Genomic DNA, 22960 nt, shown 5'->3' on the forward strand with positions numbered 1-22960 from the left:
ACGTTCTCCTTGATTTTTAGTGTCCAAAAGCAATGACGCATTTGTTTTTACGAAGCCTCTTTTTAATGCCGAGGCCGAGCATGTTAATGCTTCAACAGGGGCTTGAGCTCTAAAGCCGCTCGTTCACAGTCTATAGCCGACGCCTCGACGCGCTGGCTCAAAAAAATATCGCTGCTTAAGCCGTCAATATCGCGGGAAGCGTACTCGATAAGATCGGCGCACACCTGCTGCATGCGCTGCTCTGCCTGCATTAAGGCGTCATTTTTTGGGGATTCATCGCTTTCCAGCAACATCATCACTTCACTGGTCAGTTGGTTTTGCAACCGGAACACCTCTTCTACGTGATGTTCAAAATCTTCACGCGATTGGCTGTTTGCGCCATACCCGCTAAAAAACGGGATCGTACAGCCCGATATTAATGCAGCCATAGCCCAGGCTGTTAAGCTTTGAAGAATAAAACCTTTCACATTCATCATTTTATTTTTTAAACCGCACTTACGACACTCAAACTATATTATCAATATACTATAAATCGATCTTGTTTGAGTATGAAAAGAACACTATTTACCCAACATTTTTTCATTTTACAACCATAAAATGCCTATATTTTGCCGCGGTTTTTTTGTATTGTTCGCTCATTCTTAGGTGTATACTTCGTCACCCCTTATCCATAAAATTCAATAAATACGGTGTCTCTGATGACTGAAAAGACAGCTAGCAAATACCTGCTTAACCTTGAAAAACACTTCGCCTCTGACAATCCGGTATTGCTGAAAGCATCGAAAGTTTTTCAGGAACTCGATCAGATTGAATATGATCTGGGGCTCATCGAAATGGATGAAACGACCGCCAGTAAAAACTCATGGTGGCCGATAATCAGTTTGTTTGGCGGCAATTCAACGGCCAAGTCCAGATTCGTTAATAACTACTTGGGAGCGGACAATCTGTTTTCCGGCATCCAAACATCCAATCATAAATTTACTGTTTTGCTGCATAATAATCAGTCTAACCCGGCCACTTTGCCCGGCACTGCGTTGGACGTAGATCACCGGTTCCCGTTCTATCAAATCAGCCGTAGAATTGAGCAGCAGCAGGCGGGAGAAGGAGACCGCATCAATTCTTATCTGGAATTGAAAACGCTGAACAGCGACCGCCTAAAAAGCAAACTTTTCATTGACGCGCCCAATGTCAGCGCCGCCACGCCCAGTCCCGTTACGTCGTTGTTAACAAAACACGCCATTGAGAACTCTGATCTGGTTTTGATTTTTACCGATGTTTTTGATTCAACCTCGCCGCTGGTTGATGAATTAGTGGAAAGCATTATTCAGCATCAGGATTCGAATAAATTTGTTTATCTGATAGATAGACCTGCAACGATGCTCAGCTCGACTACAAACAGCGAAATCATAGCGTCATGGCAAAGAAAGCTCGCCGGATTGGGGTTAAACACCGGGCAGTTTGTGGTATTGCCTAGCCAGGAAGGCGGCTTGACGCCTCAAAATCCGGCCGACTTTGCCGCCATAGACCAACGCATCGCCAATGTGGGATATGACCGTACTTACCGTGTATTGAATTCGCTGGAAAAAAATGTTCGAGAGATTAATGACGTGGTGATGCCGGAAATCAAAAAAGCTATCGGCCAATGGAAAGACCGGGCAACCTTTTCCAGTCTGATTGTGCTCGGATTTCTTGCCACTCTCGCCATTTTCGCGGAAATACAGACCGGCATTTTGGAGCTCTTGATAGACCCTATCATCGGGCCTGCGATAATCGTTACCTTGATCGTTATCATGACGCCATTGCATGTTCTTTTTAGCAAGTTCCAGGCGAAACTAATACTCAGCCAACTGAACGATCGGCAAAAAGAACTCCATTTAATGGAAAATTTAGCCGGTATTTTTGAAAAAAACCTGACTTTCGGCCGCATTATGCTTCCGATTTCAGAGCCCGTTGGCTGGAATAAAAAAACAAAACTCCGCTTGACCCAAATATCCAATAAAACCAAAGAGCTGGTTCAGTTATTGAATGATAATTTCAGTACTTATGACGGACAATCCTTAACCGGCTATTCGGATTCGTCGAATTTTAAATAGTATCCACAATACCCTGGGACATGTGAGCCCCCAGGGTATTAATGGTTTATAAAAAATTCCAGGACACTATGGATGTTTTAAAACAATACCTGCCGCTATGCTGGTTAAAAAACAACCCGCTAATGCTCCCGAGATCGGTTGATTTTTTCAAACAAAATCTGTTGTTCTATTTTGTTGTCGAATATTTCATGCAAACCAACATGACCGACGACCCGATAGAATCATTTGTCGAGGTAGGGATAGCGACACTATTGTCACTTATATTCATAGGCGTCATGCTGTTTCTTAACAAAACCTTGTACGCTTATGTACAAGTGGCGACATCGGTCATGTTTTGTTCAAACATAGTCGCCTTGCTCCTCGTGCCGGTGTTGACCTGGCTGACCGTAAGCGAAGAACCGTTAAGTTATTATTTTTTTGCGCTGCTGTTATTTTGGGAATATGCGCTGGTAGCGTACATCATCAAGCAAGTCCTGTCGGTCAATATTTTGGCCAGTCTGGTCTTGTCTTTGTTCTATTTCATAGCCACTTATTTTGGCGCTTTTGCGCTGGGACAAGTGCTGTAATTGCACAAGGCAAGATGTTCTTCGCCGGTTCGCCAAAAAGGATTGTGTATTTTTAATCAGCACGAAGGACGCGAAGAAAAAACATAAACTTCGAGCCCTTCATTCTTATCGGACATTTGCCAAGGTTTGTTGGAACCGGTTATTGAATGCCACCGGATTTACAAAGAAATCCGCGAGATCCCGACAGCTTTGCGCAATTCCTGCATAAACGGCACACTGACTGCGCGCGCTTTTTTTGCCCCTTCCTGCAATTGCTCTTCGATATGTTCGGGTGCCTGCATCAATGCCTCATAACGTTCCCTTGCCGGAATAAGATGTTCGTTAATATGTTCAAACAGCACTTGCTTCATCTCGCCCCAGGCGATGCCGTCTGCATAACGTTGCCGTATTTCAGCCACTTCCGCCTGACTGGCAAAGGCCTGATAAATGCCGAACAAGGTGCAGCCTTCAGGATCTTTGGGCTCGCCTGGTTCCAGCGAATTGGTCTTGATCTTGTTAATGAGTTTTTTTAGCTTCTTTTCAGATTCGAATAACGGGATGGTGTTGTTGTAACTCTTGCTCATCTTGCGACCGTCCAGGCCGAGCAACGTTGACGCATGCTCTTCAACGACCGCTTCCGGCAGCACAAAATGCTCGCCGTAAATATGATTAAAACGTCCGGCAATATCCCTGGCCATTTCAATATGCTGAATCTGATCTTTGCCTACCGGCACTTTATTGGCATTAAACATCAGCATATCGGCGGCCATCAAAATCGGGTAACTGAACAAACCCATGGTGATGCCCTTATCGGGATCGTTTTCGCCGCCCTGCTCGTTTTCGGCGACGGCAGCTTTATAGGCATGCGCTCTGTTCATCAGGCCTTTTGCCGCGACACAGGTCAACATCCACGAGAGTTCCAATATTTCCGGCACATCCGACTGCCGATAGAAAACCGCATTCGACGTGTCCAGTCCTAAAGCCAACCAGGTTGCGGCGATTTCAAGGCTGGATTGCCGGACTCTATCCGGTTCATGACATTTAATCAGGGCATGGTAATCGGCCAAAAAATAAAAGGGCGTAACATTCGCATCCTTGCTAGCCGCAATGGCCGGCCTGATTGCGCCGACATAATTACCCAAATGCGGTGTGCCCGTGGTTGTGATTCCGGTTAAAACGATTGCTTTACTCATTAGATAATACTCAGCAGTCCTGTTTATTTACGATGTTAAAATCGGCACGATATTACATTGTCAGGCTAATATCCAGCGGAATAGCTCAATTGGCGGCGCTGTTGCAAATCCTGCCCCGTTATTGTGCTTTTTATAGTAAACTTCGCAGCCAATACCATGCAGCTTAACCAGTGGGCGCGACAACTGTAACAAGAGCGGAGAGATAACATGCTGGAATATGATGAAAAACGCAATTATATTCGAATGGAAATAGACTGCGACGTGACCTTCAAACTTGCAGATTCGGATGAATTGCACCACGGCCGCTGTTCATCAATCAGCGGGGCCGGCGTTTCGTTCATTGCCGACCGTTCTTTTGATCCCGGCAAGGCGATGGAAATAAACGTCATTCCAAAAAACACAGTCACGCCCTCAATGACGGCTTTTATCGAGGTTATCAGAAGCACGCAACAAGGCAACGGCAGCTACGAGATTGCCGCCACCATAAAGAGCATAAAAGGGGAGTAAAGCTCCCAGTTCCCGCTTTTAAACCACCGGACTGCTTTATTTTTTATTATGTATACGATTACCAAAGAGGTGTATTTTTGTTACGGACACCGGCTAATGAATCACCCCGGCAAATGCCGCAATTTACACGGGCATAGCGTTAAGGCCTCGATTTCGATAGAACAGGAACAGCTCAACGACCAAGGCATGGTCTGCGATTTTTCCGATATTAGAGACAGCGTTGAAGCGTTTATAGATCAGACGCTTGATCACAACTTCCTGCTGCATAAGGATGATCCGATCATCCCAATGTTGATCGCAAACAAGGAGCGCTTCCTGGCTCTTGACGAACATCCGACCGCAGAAGTCCTGAGCAAAATGATTTATCGGCATCTGAAACAATCCGGTTTTAACGTCGCCCAGGTGGTGCTGTGGGAAACCGCCAGCGCCCACGCTTGCTACCGGGAAAACTGACAGCGGCCATGAGCTTTGTAAATCCGGTCAACAAGTCATTCTGCCTCGAACAAGTCTGCGAATCCAACTATCAAAAGTTATTAAAATTAATTCCTGACTTAATGGCGTTTAAAGAAACCGCCATAGGTCTTGCCCCCCACCACACCACGCTGCATCTTGACATCATTGAGCGCACGCCGTACACGATGACCGTGGAGCTTAGCCATTGTTTCAATAGAAATAAGGAAGCGTATCTGGCTCCCGCGGTAAAAATAAGGGTTTATCTGGATGCGCAGTTGGCCGAAGTGTTAAGCGATCATGTCCGCGCCGGTGTGACGCAGGTTTTTAAAGACCCCGGATTGAGCCTTGAAATCATGAATTACAAATGGCGGTTGAATTATTTCCTGCAAAAATGGCTGGATCACTGCCTAAAAAAAGACTATTTGTTTAGCGCCGATGAGGCCACTGAAGCGTTGGCTTAAGCCGTTCCGCTAATGCGCAGAAAACCGTCGCCGCTCAGCCTGTTTACGTTATTGCTGGGATTATTTCGCCTGTGCTTCAGGCATCCCGTATTGTTGCTGATTGTTCTTGGGCTGGGTTTAGGCGGCTATGCTTATGAAGTCAAAATCGCCCGTCCGGCCTTGCTTTATCAAGGCGCGCCACAAGCCCTCGACGGCAAAAACAGCGACACCTGGTTTCGCATATTGCGCAATCACGGCTTTATCCTGGGTTATTCCGATTTGCGCGGTAACCCGTTGTGGGTGGAGTACGCGCTGACAGCCGACGCGGAAAATACGCCGTCCCTGAAGCGGCCTAGTCGCTTTGAAACCGATTGGCGCAGCATCAATCGCGTCAGTCACGACAGTTATCAAAAAAGCGGTTACGACCGCGGGCACATGGCGCCGAATTATGCGATCAGCCATCTTTACGGCGGAGCAGGGCAGGCGGACAGTTTTTTGATGACCAACATCACTCCGCAAAAACCCAAGCTTAACCAGCAAGTCTGGCAGCGTCTGGAGGAGGCGGAAATCAAGCATTTCGCCAAGCTGTTCGGCAAGGTGTGGGTTGTCACCGGGCCGGTTTTTAGCGGCACGGTCGAACGTCTGAGTTCTGATTGGATGGTGGAAATACCGGATGCCTTTTATAAGATTTACATTACCGAAGCCGCTCCCGGTAAACCGCTTGTCGTGTTAGGCTTTTTAGTGCCGCAAACCGTCAACGGCAAAGAGCCGTTGGCGCAATTTGTGACCAGTATCGATAACCTGGAAGCGCAGACCGGCCTGGATTTTTTTGCCCAATTGGATGACCGTACCGAAGCGGCTTTGGAAGCCGCCATCGATCCGTTGCCCTGGAATTTGCAAGCGCTTGGCAAATAGCGGGAACGATATTGGGGCGGGGTCTCATGCCAACTATTTTTTGTTCATTGCCGCTTCAATTTGCCTACACAAGGTTTTCAAAATCTTGATCCGCGCAAAGTTCTTGTCGTTGGCTTCGACCAGCGTCCACGGCGCAATTTCGGTGCTGGTGCGATCGACCATATCGCATACCGCCTGCTCATATTCAGCCCATTTATCGCGGTTGCGCCAGTCTTCTTCGGTAATCTTGAAGCGTTTAAAGCTGATCTTTTCGCGTTCGTTGAAACGTCTGAGCTGCTCTTCCTTGCTGATCGCCAGCCAGAATTTGGCCACCACAATATTGTGGCGCACCAACTGCGCTTCAAAGTCGTTGATCTCGCTGTAAGCGCGCATCCAGTCCACTTTCGAGCAGAAACCTTCGACCCGTTCGACCAAGACGCGGCCATACCAGGAACGATCGAAAATCGTCACCCGCCCGCGCCTAGGGATGTGCCGCCAAAAGCGCCATAAATAAGGTTGGGCGCGTTCTTCCTCGGTCGGCGCGGCGACCGGAACAATGTTGTAGTAACGGGCATCCAGAGCCCCGGTGATGCGGCGGATTGCGCCGCCCTTGCCGGCGGCGTCATTGCCTTCGAACATCACGATGACGGTGATGTCCTTAAACTGGTCTTCTCGGGTCAGCAAAGCGAGCTTGCCCTGATATTTTTCCAGTTCAGCCTTAAACTCTTTCTTGTCAATCTTCTGGGTCAAATCCAGCACCTTCAGAATATCGAGTTGGTCTATCGAAGGCAGCGGTGGCGGCGCATGAACCTCGGTGACTTTGATGTCGGCATCATCCAGGCGTTTGCGTATCGCATCCAGAATCACCTTGCCCACGGTCAAATTGCGATAGTGCGGATCGTAGCCTTCGACGATAGTCCACGGCGCTTCAGCCGTGCTGGTGTGCCGTATCACGCTTTCATGCACGACACGGAACTTATCGTACAGCTTGAAGTGTTTCCAATCGCGCTCGGTCACCCGCCAGCGGGTTTGCGGATTTTTCTCAAGCAGCTTCAGGCGTTTTTCCTGTTTGTCTTTGGATAAGTGCATCCAGAATTTGAGGATCAACGCGCCCTCGTCGGTCAGCATCTTTTCCAGCCGCTTGGCGCGTTCCATGCTCTGGTCAAGCTCTGCCGCCTTGGTCAGGCCGGTCACGCGATTCAGGATAGGCCAGGTGTACCAGGAGCCGAGAAATACGCCTATCCTGCCTTTGGGAGGCAGCTCGCGCCAGAATCGCCACATCATCGGGCGGTCAAGTTCCTCATCCGACGGCTCGCCCATACCGTGAGTCTGGATAAACCGCGGGTCCATCCATTCGTTGAGCAAATTGACGGTTTCGCCGCGTCCAGCGCCATCCAGGCCGCCAATCAGGATAATAACCGGGAATTTGGACGATTTTTCCAGATCCAGCTGTGCTTCCAGCAGCGCCTCGCGCAGCTTGGGGACTTCCAGGTCGTAAGTGGCTTTGTCTATCTTGTGCCCGAGCTCTGCCGATTCAAACATGATGTGATTTTCCTGGTATGTTGTCTAAAAATGCCGTAACTACTTAATGAATGATAGAACACGGATGGCGCGGATTGGCGCCGTTTTTTCAAAAGCAGGCAATAAAAATGGACTGCCTTGTGCCGGGTGTTCCAGGTATAAGCTGTTGTTTTTTGTTGCGGCGGTCAATAGCCAATCAGCCCCGCCATAACAGGTTCATATCCGCGATAATATTTCTTCAATCGGTTAAACCCTTTATAATGACTCGATTATACAAGGACCACAGGGCATGTACCCATTCTATGACTAATTTGAATAACGCGCTTTCAACACGTTTGGATCGACTGAACGCAAACGGCCATCAGCAACTGCTTTGCGGCGGACTTAAAGGAATTGAGAAAGAAAGCCTGCGATTATCCAAAGACGGATTCATTGCCCAAACACCGCATCCCAAAGCCTTAGGCGCGGCGTTGACCCATCCGTACATCACTACGGATTACTCCGAAGCCCTGATCGAATTGATTACCCCGCCGTTTGCCGATGTCAAGGATTCGCTGGAGTATCTGCACACCATACACCAGTTTGTTTATCAGCATCTGGATAACGAAATCCTGCTGAGCGCAAGCATGCCTTGCGGCATTGACGGCGATGAAAGCATCCGCATCGCCGAATACGGATCGTCCAACATCGGCCGGATGAAGCATGTTTACCGGCACGGCTTATGGCACCGTTACGGCAGGACCATGCAGTCCATTGCCGGCATCCATTTTAATTATTCGGTGCCGGAAGCTCTGTGGCCTGTGTTGCACAAAGAGGAAAACGGCGGGCTGACGCTGGAGCAGTTCAAAGCCGATGCTTATTTCGGTTTAATTCGCAATTTCCAGCGCATGGGCTGGTTAATTCTGTATTTATTCGGCGCATCGCCGGCCATTTGCAAAAATTTTTTCAACAGCCGCCCGGCCTTGATGGCGCAATTTGACGAATTAGACAACGGCACGCTTTATCATCCTTATGCGACGTCGTTACGCATGAGCGACATCGGCTACAAGAGTAAAAACCAGGCTAACCTGAAAATCGATTACAACTCGATAGACGGCTACGTCAGCAGCTTGAGTGCGGCTATTTCGACGCCTTATGCCGAGTACGAAAAAATCGGCACTCTGGTTGACGGCGAATACCGTCAGCTGAACAGCAACATTCTTCAGATTGAAAACGAGTTTTACAGCACTATTCGGCCAAAACAGATTGCCGAATCCGGCGAAAAACCGACCTTGGCGCTTAAACGCCGCGGGGTTCGCTACATAGAAATGCGCTCTTTGGATCTGGATTTGTTTAATCCTATCGGCATTGATGAAGATAAAGCCCGTTTTATTGAGGCGCTGCTGCTGACCTGTCTGTTGCAAGACAGCCCGAAAACGTCGGATCAGGAACAGCAGATTAACAACGCTAACCAGTTGGCTGTCGCCAATTCGGGCAGAAAACCGGGGCTGGAACTTAATAAAAACGGGCAGGGTATTCTTTTACGGGATTGGGCGACTGAGATTCTCGAATCCATGCAATCGGTGTGTGCGATTCTTGACCAGGGTAATACGGAAAAGCCCTACAGCGCAACGTTGGAAAAACAACAACTGTTGGTTCGGAATCCTGATTTAACACCATCGGCACGAATGCTGGAGCAGATGAAACAGCTACGTCAGCCGTTCGCCCGTTTCGCATTAAATACTTCTGCCGAGCACGGGCGGTATTTCAAGAACAACAAACTGGACAGCGGCAAGACACGACAGTTTAATGAAATGGCGGAGCTGTCTCATATCAAACAGCAGGAAATCGAGAACAAAAAGCAGATTCCTTTTGACGATTTTTTGAATCAGTATTTTTTGCAAGCGTGATTTAACTATGATGACTACATTCGATATAGAGCAACTACAAACCGAGCTGGATCGTAAAAATCCGCGCGTGATACTGAAGAAAGCGCTGGAGCTGTTCGATAATATCGCGATCTCTTTCAGCGGCGCGGAAGACGTGGTGCTGATCGATATGGCTTTGGCGATCAGAAAAGATATACAGGTATTCTCTTTGGATACCGGACGTTTGCATCCTGAAACCTACCGATTTATCGAAAAAGTCAGAAAACATTACGGGGTCGATATTGAATTATTGACGCCGGACAGGGAAGTGCTGGATCGCTTCGTCAAAAACAAAGGCCTGTTCAGTTTTTATCAGGATGGACACCAGGAATGTTGCGGCATCCGCAAGGTTGAACCGTTAAAACGCAAGCTGGCTCATTTAGACGCCTGGATTACCGGCCAACGCAAAGACCAAAGCCTGGATACCCGGCAAGCGGTTCCTGAAGCGGAGATAGACGCCGCATTTTCCACTGCCGGGCATCAACTGGTTAAATTCAATCCTTTGCTGAACTGGAGTTCGGCGCAAGTCTGGGATCATATTGAAGCCTATCAGGTGCCTTATAACGAATTGCACGAAAAAGGCTTTATCAGTATAGGCTGCGAGCCTTGCACCCGTGCCGTGCTGCCCAACCAGCATGAAAGAGCCGGGCGCTGGTGGTGGGAGTCGGGAGCGAAAAAAGAATGCGGATTGCATGCGGGGAACTTGAAAGAGTAAATGCAGGCAGGGATAGGGCGTCAATGTTGCCCGTTACAAATCGTGTTGCTGCTTTATTAGTATCCAACGACCAACACATTTAGAGGTAATTATGCCAATAAGATGGGATTCCCGCTTAAGTGTAGGAAATATCTATATTGATATAGAGCACAAATTAATCATATCGCTGATTAATGCGCTGGAAGCGGCGCTACGTCATCCCGATGAAAAAGACTCATTGAAGTTTTTCATCGATCAGTTGCATGAGTCTGCTAAAGATCATTTTGTTAATGAAGAAAAGCTGCAACGCAGGTTTATGTTCCCTTTTTATGAGGAAAATAAAGACGGGCATCAGCGTTTGATGGCGGAATTGGATGTCATTAAAAACATCATCTATCGTTTTGTCGAAAATGCGGACACTACGACGGAAGAGGCTAAAGAAACCAGCGTAAAAGTCAATGGTCTAATGCGGAACTGGTTTGTCGATCACATTGTAAAATCGGACATGAAAATGAAAGGGTTTATGGATAATGCGGCATAACCTGCAATCAATTTCATTCCGTACAAATCATCTAGCTCCCATTGTCATTCAGATATAAATCTTCAATCAGCTTTCTTTCTTCCGGCGTAAGCAACGGCATGGAACATTTTTCTTCAGAATGGCGTTGCTCGGAAAACGGTTGCCGCCGCCGTTCAGCGGCGCGCCTGTCATTAGTGGATGTACCCGCCTTCCGGCGATTGGATTGCGGCCAGACCAGATAATGTTTTTTTACGTTTTCCAACCACTCCTGTGAGCCGAATGGGTAGGGGATCTCGCGTCTGTCAGTTATGCGCCGGGTGATCAATGACCTGCGCGATGGGTGTCGAAAATAAAACATATTCATGTTCATGACCTCCGCTGATTTGTTCTTTTACTGTGCTAAAGCGTATCAGCTGAAAAGTTAAAAGCACGTTGAACTAAATATTTGCCCATAAAGCTTAGGTTTATAAACAATAAAGTGTATTCAGATGGACTATTTTCTTCGGAGCTCCGGCAATCTTTTTCGCTTATACGGCCTGGGGCAATCAGAATTAAATGCAAGGGCATTGTTTGCTTTTTAGAGGACTCCGTCTATAGGTTATGATACCTATTGAGATAAAAACTGAATTTTCTAGTCGTTAGTTATTTAAACTAACCCGTAATGCTGCCGATTGGTAATGAGCGGCAAAATTTAATCGTTGTGCATCCGAATTATGTTGCCGATGGCGCGCGAGGCGTTGCATGCAGTGTGGGTTGGGCTAATGATTATCCCGTAGCCCAACATTTGCCTGACGGCCCTCAAATAGTGCGGTAATCAGCACATAAAGCAACATCAATGCACTCGCCAGTAGCCACGGTTGCCAAGCGATAGTCGGCAATAATTGCCCGTGAGCATAATACAAACCGATGCCCAGTCCGATATAAGCGATCACGCGTTTGACATCGTAATTCACCGGATAATATTTTTGCCCCAGCAGGTACGAGACGACAGCCATGCTGCCGTAACAGGCCAAGGTCGCCCAAGCCGAACCGACATAACCGAACAGCGGTATCCACCAGACATTGAGTGCGATGGTCAGCGCCGCTCCGGTCAAAGACACCAAAGCGCCCAGCAAGGTGCGGTCGGTTAACTTATACCAGATGGACAGGTTAATATAAATGCCCAGGCAAAGATTAGCCAACAGCAGAATCGGCACGACTTCAAGGCCGGCACGGAACTCGTCGCCGACAAAATATTTAAAGAAATCGATAAATAAAGTCACCAGCAGGAAGATGAATACGCAGAAAATGACAAAAAACTTAAGCACCACGGCATAAACCTGGCGGGCATCGCTTTTGCCCGCATAAGCGAAGAAAAACGGCTCGGCGGCATAACGGAAGGCCTGTATGAACAGCGACATCAAAATAGACAATTTGTAGCAGGCGCTGTAAATCCCCAACATCTTCATGTTGGTCTGGACATCGTAAGGCAGCAGGTATTTTAACAAGGCGCGGTCCAGCATTTCGTTGATAATCCCGGCGAAACCGATCGCTACCATCGGCAACGAATAGCGAACCATGCGGCCGAATAATGCACGGTCGAAACCCCAGGCAAGGCCGGACAGCTGGGGCGCAAGCAACAAAAACTTGAAGCCGCTGGCCATTAAATTGGCGATAAAAATATAGCCGATGCCGATGGACGGGTTGTAGACCAGTGTTACCCATGAGTCGGGATTCTTTGCGTAGACCTTGGGGCAATAGATGATGAAAAACAGGCTGATCAGTACGGTGGCACCTATCTCGATGATCTTGACGCCGGCGAAACGGAATGCCCTGTTTTCCGCCCGCAGCCGGGCAAACGGGATCGCGGCGATAGCGTCCAGGATTAAAATCAGGCTAAAGCACAGCACGTATTCCGGGTGGTTGGCGTAATTCAGCGCAGCTGAAAGCCGGGTATTGACCAACAGTATCAGGGCAAAAAAGCCCAGGTTGACCAGAACTACGAACATCAACGCCGTTGAATAGGCGACATCGCGGCCCGCGTGTTCCTTGTCCCGAAACCGGAAATAGCCGGTTTCAAAGCCGAACAGCAGCAGCACGGAAAAAAATCCGGCGTAGGCGTAAAATTCCGAAACTACGCCGTATTCCGCCGCCGTGAAGTAGTAGGTATACAGCGGCACCAACAGATAGTTCAGGAAGCGGCCGAAAATGCTGCTGATGCCGTAAATCGCAGTTTGGGAGGCGAGTTTTTTTATAATGCTCATAATGCGAAATTATACATGAACAGCGTGGTGGCGCGGCGTTTATACCCTGATAAGGTATCTTCGGCGGGCGCATCAGTCAGCCTTTAATCAATCACAGATGGCGGGAATGACTCTGTATTTTCCACGCCGGAGTGCAAGCTCTGCCTGTACTCCAGGGTAGAACAATGCTGGAGCAGTCGCCGAGAATGCGAAGATAAACGCGTAAGGCTTCAAACGCTTCGTGCGTCAGATAGCTTTTCCAGATTCAGCTTTTATCCCTGGCATAAAACCACATCTGATAAACGCTGAGCAGTATTTGCAGTCCCATCGAAATCCCCATTAACGCGCCGCTGGCCACGACCACGTAGGCGAATGACGGAATGGATTTGGTAATAAACCACGACAGGACATCCAATAACATCGCGGCAAAAGGGATCACTACCGCCACTCGCTTCACGATCACATTGATGTCGCAAAGCAGGAAAATCCTGCCGATGAAATACAAAATAAACGCAATGCCGAATAAATGGATATGGGAAACCCGGATTAAACGCGGATACGACGCGCCGCCGGAATGAGCCACTTCGGATACGCCCTCGTAATTAGTCAAATCGGGCAGCGAAGGATTGATCGCGGGCGTATGGCATTTAATGCAGTCGCGGTTTAATATCGCGGCGATTTTTAGCACATAATCAGGTTCATCGGCGCCGTCTTGTATCCATTTTAAGATGACTTCCTTATCGTTTTTATATGTCAGGTTCGGCTCCATGATGCCGTTAATGGCGGAGCCCAATCGCGTCTGGTCATTTGAGCCGTGATAGTTAATGGTTACATCGGCAATGGACAGGCCGGCGACGCCGTCATGCCCTTGATGGGTGTAATACAGATTGGTCAGGGCGACTAGGTAGCCGAGTCCTACGGTTAACAGGAATACGGTATTTAAAATTCTTTCACTGACGGAAATGTCGCGGAACCGGGTATAAGATTCGGGCATGGTGTTGTTGAATGGTGGCTATAGGCAGTGTTGATTGTAACGTTGCAATTAGCTCATGTAAAAATCTAATACCGGTTTTGCCTTAACGGCAAACGTCCTTTCCATTATCATTGTTGCCCGCGAGTGGTTATAATTAGCCGCATATAATATTGATTAAAAGAGCGGGCTTAGTCCTTGCCGTATGAAGAGATGCGATTATTTTGATGTTAATACTGAAGGCAGAAAGCTTGAGCGGTTCCGTTGAAAATGCATAAACGAGCGCTTTCACGGCTGCTGCTGCTTTATATTTTGGCCGGATGCGCGGTAATCGGAATAACTGTTTACACGCTGGTAAAAAAAGAGGTGCAGACCTCCAAATATCAGGCCCGCTACCTCTCGGCAATCAGCAAGCAATTAAGCTCGGAACTCAAGCCGGGGCATAGTTCGGCGATACGTTATCCCGATCACGGCCCTTATGATCAGCGCTTGGGCTATACGCTGTTGTCGGACGAAATCGCACGCCTGGAAAAGCTGGGCTATGGCGTTACCACGCAGGCATCCATTTCGCCGATGATGAGCCGGCTGGTCGATGATTACGGCCTGTTTCCGATTTATCAGGAGAAAACCCGGGCCGGGCTTCGTATTGTCGACCAGGCCGGGCAAACGATATTCAGCGCGATCTATCCCAGCCACGGTTACCCCGATTTTAACGCCATCCCGCCGCTGGTGCTGAATACCTTGCTGTTTATCGAAAACCGGGAGTTGCTTAACGAAAGCCACCCGACGGTTAATCCGGCAGTGGAGTGGGATCGTCTAGGCTTTGCCGCCGTGCAAATGATGGCGCGGAAGCTGGGCGCGGATATTAATGTGCCGGGCGGCAGCACCCTGGCTACGCAGTTGGAAAAATACCGCCATTCGCCGGACGGCTATACCGAGTCGATGGTGGAAAAACTCCGCCAAATGAGCAGCGCATCGCTGCGCGCCTATCTGCAGGGGCCGGATACGCGTGAAACAAGGCGGCAAATTGCGCTGGCCTATTTAAACTCGATGCCGCTTGCCGCGACAGCGAAACTGGGCGAGGTACACGGACTGGGCGACGGCTTGTCGGCTTGGTTCGGGGCCGATTTTAACACGGTAAACCAACTGCTTAGTCCGACTGCCATGGATGGCGGAAGTGTCGCAATCGGTAGGGAACCGATGCGACCGAAAGCGATCAATTCAAGCGAACGGGTTACCCGGCAACAGGCGCAAGCCTACCGGCAGGTGCTTAGCATCCTATTGTCGCAAAGACGTCCATCCTATCTGCTGGGTTCCGGTTATGGCGTGCTGCAAAACCTGACCGACAGTTATTTGCGCGTGTTGGCGGAACAGGGCGTTATTTCGGCATCGTTACGGGATGCGGCCTTGCAGGAATCTACGGTTCGTCTTTTGAAGTCCGATCAGCTGCCGGCCAAATTCATGGCCGAACAAAAGACCCAGAATGTGTTGCGTACCCGTCTGGCAAGGACGCTGGGAGTAAAGTCCAACTATGAGCTGGATCGCCTGGATTTAACCGTTAAAACCACGCTTGATTACAGTACCCAACAGGCCGTCACTCAGGCGTTGCGCCAGCTGAACGAACCCGATAAAGCCCGCGCCGCCGGTATTTTGGGCTTTAGGATGCTGAATGAAGATATCGATCTTGCGCCGATAGTCTACAGCCTGATGTTGTTTGAGCGCGGCGAAAAAGGCAATCTGCTGCGCATTCAGACCGATAATTATGACCAGCCGCTCGATATTAACGAAGGCATACGGCTTGACCTGGGCTCAACCGCCAAATTGCGGACGATGGTGCATTATCTGGAACTCGTTACCGAGGTCTATCAGCAATATAAAGACCTGCCGACGAAGGAGCTGGGCCGGGTTGAACTGCATCCGCGCGATTACATATCGGCCTGGGTTATCGGGCAGTTGCGGGTGAATCCGAAAATAACGCTGGAGGACTTGTTGAATCAGGCTCTGGATAAGCGTTATTCCGCCAGCCCCTACGAAGATTTTTACACCGGGGGCGGCGTCCATCATTTCAATAATTTCACCCCGGATGAGAATCAAAAAATTATGTCGGTGCGGGATGCATTGCGCGATTCGGTCAATCTGGTGTTCGTCCGCTTAATGCGCGAGTTGGTCTATCACCATCTTTATAAACCGGAAGGCATAGCGCGGTGGCTGGAAATTCCTGATGACCCACGCCGCCAGGAATACCTCGAACGTTTTGCGGATAAGGAAGGCCTGGTTTATTTGAGGCGTTTTTACGACAAATACCACGGCAAGCCGACCGACGAAATCATGGAGATGTTGACACAGAGGGTGTATGCCAAGCCGTCGCGTCTGGCCATGCTTTACCAAGCCGTTTATCCCAATGCCGACACCAAAGCGCTGCGCAGCTATTTGAACGCCCATTTGACGGCTACCCATCTGGATGCAAAGGATATTGAACTGCTGCATCAGAAATATTCGCCGGCGAATTTCGATTTACAGGATCAAGGCTATATCACCAAAATTCATCCTCTCGAATTGTGGCTGGTTAGCTATCTGGTGCAACATCCCGATGCCACACGTGCCGAAGTTATAGCCGCCAGCACCGAACAGCGGCAGGATGTCTACCGGTGGCTGTTTAAAAGCGGCAGAATAAGCGCCCAGCAGCGGCGTATCATGAGCTTGCTGGAAGATGAGGCTTTCAAGCAGATTCATACCGCGTGGGACCGTTTGGGTTATCCGTTCGGGTCATTAACGCCGTCTTACGCGACCTCCATCGGCGCGTCGGGCGACCGCCCTGCGGCATTGGCCGAACTGATGGGCATTTTACGCAATGACGGCGTAAGATTGCCGACGGTCCGCTTTGACAGCCTCCATTACGCGCAGGCAACGCCTTACGAGACGGTGCTGGACAAGCTGCCAGAGGAAGGCCAGCAGGTGCTTGTACCCGAGATAGCCAAAGTGGCACGCGGCGCGCTTATCGGTGTGGTCGAGGCTGGGACGGCGGGGCGGCTTCGTGGCGTTTACAAAAGCGCCGACGGTAAGCCGTTGTCGGTGGGCGGAAAAACCGGGACCGGAGACCATCGCCGGGAGATATGGGGTGCAGGCGGGCGCTTGATTGACTCGATATTTATCAGCCGCGCCGCCACTTTTACATTCTTTCTTGGCGACCGTTTTTTCGGCGTCATTACCGCCTATGTCGCGGGGCCTGATGCCGAGCGTTACCACTTTACCAGTTCCTTGCCGGTACAAATCATCAGATTCCTGGAACCTACGCTGGCGCCTATGTTGAATAAAACCCCGGATGGCGAGGCAGCTGCCGGACTGTTGGTTACGGCTACAACAGGCAAGGATCAAGCCCCGGCTATGGTATCCCCTTCGCCTTAGTTTGTGGCTTAACGTTTACCAACAATCGGCTGCTGTGATGCCGGTTGCAGCTCCGGTAACGCCTTTGACACCGGTGTCAGTCAACGTTAATGTGCCGCATTTATCAGATGACTGGACTCCAGCAGGTGCGGCGCTTAAGCTGTAACTGCTGGCAGTCGCCGCGCTAATGGTTACCGTGTAATACCGGGCGGTCTCAGCCGGGATAGTGTAAATTCGGGGCGTTCCCGTGTCCGCCGGTGTGGCCGTTGTGCCCGCAGCACCGACATAGCTGTTTGTTTCTGTGAAGCGCCGTTCCATGGCATTAGCCAAGCCCAACAGAATACCTTTTGCATCCGCTCGCCGTGATTTCATCACACTGTCTTGATAGCTGGGGTAGGCGATGCTGGCTAAAATACCAATGATTGCCACGGTAACCATCAGCTCAATCAGGGTAAAGCCTTGTTGTGTTTGTTTCATAATATTTTTTCAGTGTTATTTAGGTACGTTATCCAGAAAAGAGGTGGGTAAAATAGTATTATCCACCTTATGTAATTACTTCAATTGCCGCCAAGACCGCCGAATTCCACCGCCACCGCCACCGCTAGTAGCGCCGCTGCTTCCTGCATCATTAACAATACCCATCTGTCCGGATGATCCGCTGAGGTATTTGAAATCAACGGAAGAACCCTCAACTACCGCCGGTGTTTTAGTAATGCCGATCCCCAGATCAATGCCCGATACTGCGTATTTAACACCATTGATCAGCACAAAATCATCATTATTAACCTGACCATCTCCGTTAACATCAAAAGGCGGCCCACTAAATTCTCCACCACTGAGCGCCCCGACTTCCATTAAACGTGATTTACCACCGGAAGCGCATGGATCAGAGTTGGGAATCTTGGTAGAAAACACCACTAAGCCTCGGCGAACGAGAGGGTAGCTGTCAACCAACTCACCAAGGGCAATATTTACAGGCTTAAGTAAATTTAATGCCCAACCGGTCTTTAGTGAGCTGCTTGCCGTGCAACCGGTACTAGTGGCTGCATAACATACGGGGTTTTTTGATACAACACGAATTGGCTTGGTGCTTGGTACGCCTCCTACTGTTGTTGCTATGCTATCAAAATCGATAGTTTGCTCTTGCAACAAGCTCCGGTCAATTATTGCCGAGCCTTTGTCCCATAATCCGTAAAAGGTTTGCACTTGAGGCGTATCACCAATAATGTTGTCGCCTGTTTCAAAATACTTGCCGGTACCGAAATAAATCATTCGTCCCACACCATTTTGATCGGAACCTAACTCTCCTACTAGACCCACGTTAGGCTTACCGGTGATGGGTTGACGATTAGCTGTACTGCAGGTTGTTCCGGATGTTGTGCAAGCGACAAAAAATGGACTGCCGGGAACAGGCCAGCTACCGGCGCTACCGGAAACATCAAACTTCCATAAATTGCCGTATAAATCTCCGGCATAAACAGTATCGACGCTATGGTCATCGTTAGTATCAACGGCAAGCGGTGATGAAAGACCATTTTGGTTAGTCATGGTTCCAACGCCGGTATCGATTTTTTGTAACACTGCACCGGTTTTAGCATCTAGGACAAACAACACGGCGTGACCGTTATCACTGCTATAGCCATTAGCAACAATCACAGCCCAATGACCATCTTGCATTCTGACCACTGAGGGCTGCGCCAAGGTATAGCCCAAATCGGCATCATTGGCGTTGGTGAACTCCCATAATGCGCTGCTGGAACTAAAGCCATCAGGATTGGTTACATCCAGTGCAAACACCGCACGGGCACCCGCTCCCGTGGTGCCAGCCAATAAAGTGTGCCATGCCGAATCATAATACACGTCGCTGACGCCAGACATACCGTCTACATAATATTGGTGGGCATAGTTTGGAGAAGTCAATTTGCTCAATTCAGGAAATAATGCATTGGGAATGTAAGCGAATATTTCCTGTCCGCCTGTTCCCGTGCTTTTGGCATCAAAACCATGGAACATCCCGTCATTAGCTCCCACATAAAGCATAGGTCGCCTGGTCGTATATGCACTGGAAGACCGAAAAGTGCTATAACTAGCACCCTCTGCACCGGGCAATGTACTGTAGCCATAATCTTGAATACCCACATACACGGGGTCGGAATTAATGATGTCGCCCAGGAAGTTGGTTCTATTCCTAAAAATACCTCCAGCATTTTTTTGCTCCTTGGCATCGTCACCCCGTAACCAGTTAACACGCAACTCCGCATTGCCGTCGCTAATTCCTGCCAACTCATTCAGGTAATCCTGCTGTGATGCGCCTACCGGCGTAGCCGTTAGATTAGCCCACTCAAAAGGAACGCCGTGCAGTCCTGCCGCCGCTGAGGGGTCATAAGTATAGATATTGCGGCTGCCGTAGGCTGGAAGCAATGTAGAGGCTTCCCACACGGTTGTTAACGCCCCGGTACTAGTATTGACACTATACGCCACCAATTGGCCGCTCCATTCTCCAGAGTTAAATTTAGCTTGGTAGACTAGAGTACCCGTATCTAAGCGAGTGGAATTGGCTGCCACAGCGGAAGAAGATGAACTGGTGGCAACTACATTAGCGAAAGCAGCACTTAAAGAAGTGGCCAATTCGCGTGGATCAGTGGCATAAAAGTAGCGATCCGGGATTCCATCCCCATTACTGTCCCATTCGTCCTGTAGATCGGGCTTGCTGTTGCTGTTGCTGTCGGTAAAACCTCCCCATTTGGCGGCGTAATAAAGAGGTTGTTGTAAGCTAAGAGCAGAACTGGTGCCAATTGTATAGGTCTCACTACTAGCCGCATTTGCAGTTGCACAATTGGAGCAGGCGGCTGTTCCTTGCGGGTCAGTATATGTGTAGCTATTAATGCCGGAGTGTGCGTGAAAGCCGTCTTTGGTTGTGCCGCTTAGAACATAACCAAATCCCATTTTATAAGGGGTCGATTGTGCAATAACGTCAGTTGTAATTTTAATCTGAGTTGAATTCACACTGTAGGTTATAACGCCCCATTGATCCTGGTCAAAGTCTCCGCCTTGTTCGCTGTCCTCCCAATTAACATAAACCTTGCCGCAGTTCGATGCGGAAGGGGCGGGTGAAAGCAGGGAACAGTCTTGATGAACAATTTTGAAGTCAACAATGGCACAGTTACCACCCACAGTTGAATTTTGACAGGCGGGCAATATGGTTACTGTTTTGGTGGCGCTATCGGGTACCGGAACTATAATCTTGGGAATTGCAGGAGATAACGCAACTCCATAGGTCGTCACTAGTTGGTCACCTTCCAAGGTGAGTTGAATGTCGTTGTTATGGGCAAATTGAGCTAGCCCGGCAATATGGTACGAACCGGAAAGGCGAGGCGCATCAGGGCAGGTGCCTCTCACATTACTGAGGTTGTCTACGATTTTTTCTGTACATAATTGGTTGTTGATAGTGCCATTTTCGCCAACAAAGTAGCTGTTGCCTGGAATGTTTTCACCTACACCTACCGGGTCAGTTAAGTCCTTCATGGCGGTGGCGGTAATATCGGCAACATTGCTGAGCTGGTCGCCGTCATATGAGCTGGTGCTGGCATTAAACTGGATGACATTCAGCTTTGCACACCATTGGGTATCACTAATAGGGTTAATTGGAGTGGCGACTGTCAAGCCTGGAATATAGGATGAGTCAGTATTAGGACTGGCCGGGAGGTATGCATTTAAGGCGCTGTGATTAGTCAGATAACGCAGGGACTCCAGAAATATCTCAGATTGGGGGTTACCCCAATTGCTGCAATTGCCATCGGTAAAAGTGTTTAGGCCCCAAGTACAGTTATTACTGCCTGTAGTGCCGAAATAGGTGCCGTCATCGTGACGGTATCCATGAATTCTCAATTTGTTTAGGGTATCAATGATTCCGCCTGTTGATGGAGCCGATTTGAAGGTTCCACTGGTAGTGACATCTATTTCGTCGCCAATGGAAGACACGTTTTTACGCAATACGCCGCCGGATTTATTTTTGCCGAAAGAACCTGTCACCATGCCAAAGCGTAATTTGTCGTCATCGCCGTAGGTTTGGAGTAAACCGATCGGCTTTATTGCGCCGTCGGGATATGTTTTGCAATTTTCTGTTCCGATAAGGCTGCTCTCGCAGACTTCTACCTTGGCAATATAATCTTTAGAACCCAGGCCTTTAGTGGCTTTGTCCGGGTTGCTGCTTGCCGCACTAATGCCTGAATCAGTAGATGAATTGCTGTTTGAGGCAGACTGCTCTTCTGACCAGAGGCATTGCCAGCGTTCGTTAGCGGCCCAAAGGGAATAGTTGCCTTTAGCGACTCGAATGAGCGGGGCATCTGTAACACTTTGGGACAAGACCGTACTTGATACTGTCGTATTGCAAAGAGTAAGGCCACTTGCAACGTCTGTGGATGTGAAAGGCGTAAGTTGGGTTAAGTCGGAGCCATTGTAGAATTTAGCGAAACTGTGGGCATCGTTGGGTAAATAACTACGCTCTAACACGGTAAGAGGGGTACTGGGTGAGGTTGTAGCGGTGGTCGTGGTTGTGGATATGGTTGTGGTTGTGGATGGGGTGGTGGAAGTTACAGTTGTTACGGTCATATCGGCGACCGTAGCTTCGCTGCTTGTGACGAACATGGTTATAATAAAGTTTTGACTGGAAACGCCATCCGTGGTGGTGCAGCTACCTGTTGGAGCATAAGAAATTGATGTGGTGCGCAGGCGATTGCTGCTGCCAACATTAGTAAAAGTAGTTGTAGAGGTGTTTGTAATGTTGCTAGTTGTAGCTGTGTTGACAGTTGATGTGGTTGACCCAGCGGTTGATGTTGTCGAATTCGTACTTGAGGTTGAGGAGGATGTGCTGTAGTCGAAAGTGTAAGTGTATACGGCCTTGCCAGAGCTGGAGCTGGGTAAGGTGGAGGTCACTGTCGCAGGGGTTGATGGACAGCCCGTGCTGGAAGTAAGAGTCTTTGTGGCAGTAGTGGTATAGGTATAGGGACTGGCGCCACTTTTAGTAGGGGCAGGGTGGCTTGTTGTGGTAGTTCCTGAGACAGTGGATGTAGAAACAGCAGGTGTTGTGGTGCTGGTAGTGGTAGTAGTGGAACCGATGTCGGTAGAACGCAAGCCACCATAAAGAATCTTACGGATGGTGTCTATACGGGTCATACTGGCCCAATTTAAAAAATTGCCGCTCCACAGACCTGTACAGTATTTAGTGGATGTTGTCGAACTGGGTTCGAACCGGTTGTTAGTGGTGTTATAGCTATAACATTTGTAGCTGTCGAAGTAGCCATAATAATCAATGCCGTGTTTGTAAGTTGTTTCAGGGGTGCCATCTTTATCCAAGTCGGAAAAATCATCAAAGGCCTTAAAATACAATTGATGATCTTTGGAGACATTCAACATAACGATAGGCGTTACGCTCAGGGTTAGAAATAGCGGTGTTTGCGAAATAGTTGCATGGCTGATATTGGCCGAAAGTCCAATCATTAAACTCAGCATTAACCGGGACAGCAAGCTTTTGGAGATAAGGTAACGGTGATGTTTAACGGTGTTCATTTCAAATCTCCGATGAGAAGGTTTCGGTAGGATTGATAGGCCTTAAAGC

Annotated in this window: 18 protein-coding genes; 10 read left to right on the forward strand and 8 right to left on the reverse strand. The window is 49.0% G+C overall.

Features of this window, described 5'->3' with window-relative positions:
• Positions 1–83: 83 nt before the first annotated feature.
• Positions 84–428 (reverse strand): hypothetical protein, encoded by a 345-nt coding sequence (locus tag V3O24_RS11185; RefSeq protein WP_258076653.1) that lies wholly within the window; start codon positions 426–428, stop codon positions 84–86.
• A 270-nt stretch (positions 429–698) separates the two neighbouring features.
• Here V3O24_RS11185 and V3O24_RS11190 point away from each other — a divergent pair, with 270 nt between their 5' ends.
• Together V3O24_RS11190 and V3O24_RS11195 are read left to right on the forward strand one after the other, a co-directional pair.
• Positions 699–2093 (forward strand): hypothetical protein, encoded by a 1395-nt coding sequence (locus tag V3O24_RS11190; RefSeq protein ID WP_104424238.1) that lies wholly within the window; start codon positions 699–701, stop codon positions 2091–2093.
• Between the two features lie 68 nt (positions 2094–2161).
• Positions 2162–2659: a hypothetical protein gene (locus V3O24_RS11195; protein WP_104424263.1), complete on the forward strand. Its 498-nt coding sequence runs from the start codon at positions 2162–2164 to the stop codon at positions 2657–2659.
• Positions 2660–2817: 158 nt separating this feature from the next.
• On the opposite strand, the gene V3O24_RS11200 is transcribed toward V3O24_RS11195, so the two are convergent.
• Positions 2818–3831, reverse strand: coding sequence for a tryptophan--tRNA ligase (locus V3O24_RS11200; RefSeq protein ID WP_104424239.1), 1014 nt, complete (start codon positions 3829–3831; stop codon positions 2818–2820).
• A 207-nt stretch (positions 3832–4038) separates the two neighbouring features.
• Between V3O24_RS11200 and V3O24_RS11205 the strand changes: the two genes are divergently transcribed.
• From V3O24_RS11205 to V3O24_RS11220, 4 genes are read left to right on the forward strand one after another with little or no spacing between them, the layout of a single operon-like run.
• On the forward strand, positions 4039–4338 hold the full coding sequence (locus tag V3O24_RS11205) for a PilZ domain-containing protein (RefSeq protein WP_104424240.1): 300 nt from the start codon (positions 4039–4041) through the stop codon (positions 4336–4338).
• Positions 4339–4386: 48 nt separating this feature from the next.
• Positions 4387–4791, forward strand: coding sequence for a 6-carboxytetrahydropterin synthase (locus V3O24_RS11210; protein ID WP_104424241.1), 405 nt, complete (start codon positions 4387–4389; stop codon positions 4789–4791).
• A gap of 8 nt (positions 4792–4799) precedes the next feature.
• Positions 4800–5252: a DUF1249 domain-containing protein gene (locus V3O24_RS11215; RefSeq protein ID WP_104424242.1), complete on the forward strand. Its 453-nt coding sequence runs from the start codon at positions 4800–4802 to the stop codon at positions 5250–5252.
• 12 nt (positions 5253–5264) lie between these two features.
• Complete coding sequence (locus V3O24_RS11220) at positions 5265–6146, forward strand: DNA/RNA non-specific endonuclease (protein WP_331307301.1); 882 nt, start codon at positions 5265–5267, stop codon at positions 6144–6146.
• Positions 6147–6179: 33 nt separating this feature from the next.
• On the opposite strand, the gene pap is transcribed toward V3O24_RS11220, so the two are convergent.
• Entirely contained in the window at positions 6180–7667 is a 1488-nt protein-coding gene (pap, locus tag V3O24_RS11225; RefSeq protein ID WP_331307302.1) for a polyphosphate:AMP phosphotransferase, read from the reverse strand.
• Between the two features lie 281 nt (positions 7668–7948).
• Here pap and gshA point away from each other — a divergent pair, with 281 nt between their 5' ends.
• The 3 genes from gshA to V3O24_RS11240 all read left to right on the forward strand — a co-directional run bounded on the left by gshA (position 7949) and on the right by V3O24_RS11240 (position 10788).
• The gene (gene gshA / locus V3O24_RS11230; protein ID WP_331307303.1) at positions 7949–9535 is read left to right on the forward strand and encodes a glutamate--cysteine ligase; all 1587 of its coding nucleotides are present in this window, start codon (positions 7949–7951) and stop codon (positions 9533–9535) included.
• Between the two features lie 10 nt (positions 9536–9545).
• Entirely contained in the window at positions 9546–10268 is a 723-nt protein-coding gene (locus tag V3O24_RS11235) for a phosphoadenylyl-sulfate reductase (protein ID WP_331307343.1), read from the forward strand.
• Between the two features lie 91 nt (positions 10269–10359).
• Positions 10360–10788, forward strand: coding sequence for a hemerythrin domain-containing protein (locus tag V3O24_RS11240; protein ID WP_104424247.1), 429 nt, complete (start codon positions 10360–10362; stop codon positions 10786–10788).
• Positions 10789–10819: 31 nt separating this feature from the next.
• On the opposite strand, the gene V3O24_RS11245 is transcribed toward V3O24_RS11240, so the two are convergent.
• The 3 genes from V3O24_RS11245 to V3O24_RS11255 form a co-directional block, all read right to left on the reverse strand.
• Positions 10820–11131 carry a hypothetical protein gene (locus V3O24_RS11245; RefSeq protein ID WP_331307304.1) on the reverse strand — a complete coding sequence of 104 codons (312 nt, stop codon included), beginning with the start codon at positions 11129–11131 and terminating at the stop codon, positions 10820–10822.
• Between the two features lie 394 nt (positions 11132–11525).
• The gene (locus tag V3O24_RS11250; protein ID WP_331307305.1) at positions 11526–13010 is read right to left on the reverse strand and encodes a polysaccharide biosynthesis C-terminal domain-containing protein; all 1485 of its coding nucleotides are present in this window, start codon (positions 13008–13010) and stop codon (positions 11526–11528) included.
• Positions 13011–13254: 244 nt separating this feature from the next.
• Positions 13255–13983, reverse strand: coding sequence for a hypothetical protein (locus V3O24_RS11255; RefSeq protein ID WP_331307306.1), 729 nt, complete (start codon positions 13981–13983; stop codon positions 13255–13257).
• Between the two features lie 246 nt (positions 13984–14229).
• Between V3O24_RS11255 and V3O24_RS11260 the strand changes: the two genes are divergently transcribed.
• A complete protein-coding gene (locus V3O24_RS11260; protein WP_331307307.1) occupies positions 14230–17364 on the forward strand; it encodes a transglycosylase domain-containing protein in 3135 nt (1044 codons plus the stop codon).
• Between the two features lie 15 nt (positions 17365–17379).
• On the opposite strand, the gene V3O24_RS11265 is transcribed toward V3O24_RS11260, so the two are convergent.
• On the reverse strand, positions 17380–17820 hold the full coding sequence (locus V3O24_RS11265; RefSeq protein ID WP_331307308.1) for a type IV pilin protein: 441 nt from the start codon (positions 17818–17820) through the stop codon (positions 17380–17382).
• Between the two features lie 75 nt (positions 17821–17895).
• Positions 17896–22911, reverse strand: coding sequence for a PilC/PilY family type IV pilus protein (locus V3O24_RS11270; protein WP_331307309.1), 5016 nt, complete (start codon positions 22909–22911; stop codon positions 17896–17898).
• Positions 22912–22960: the final 49 nt, after the last annotated feature.

This window comes from Methylobacter sp. Wu8, from assembly GCF_036440755.1.
Lineage (GTDB): Bacteria > Pseudomonadota > Gammaproteobacteria > Methylococcales > Methylomonadaceae > Methylobacter_A > Methylobacter_A tundripaludum_A.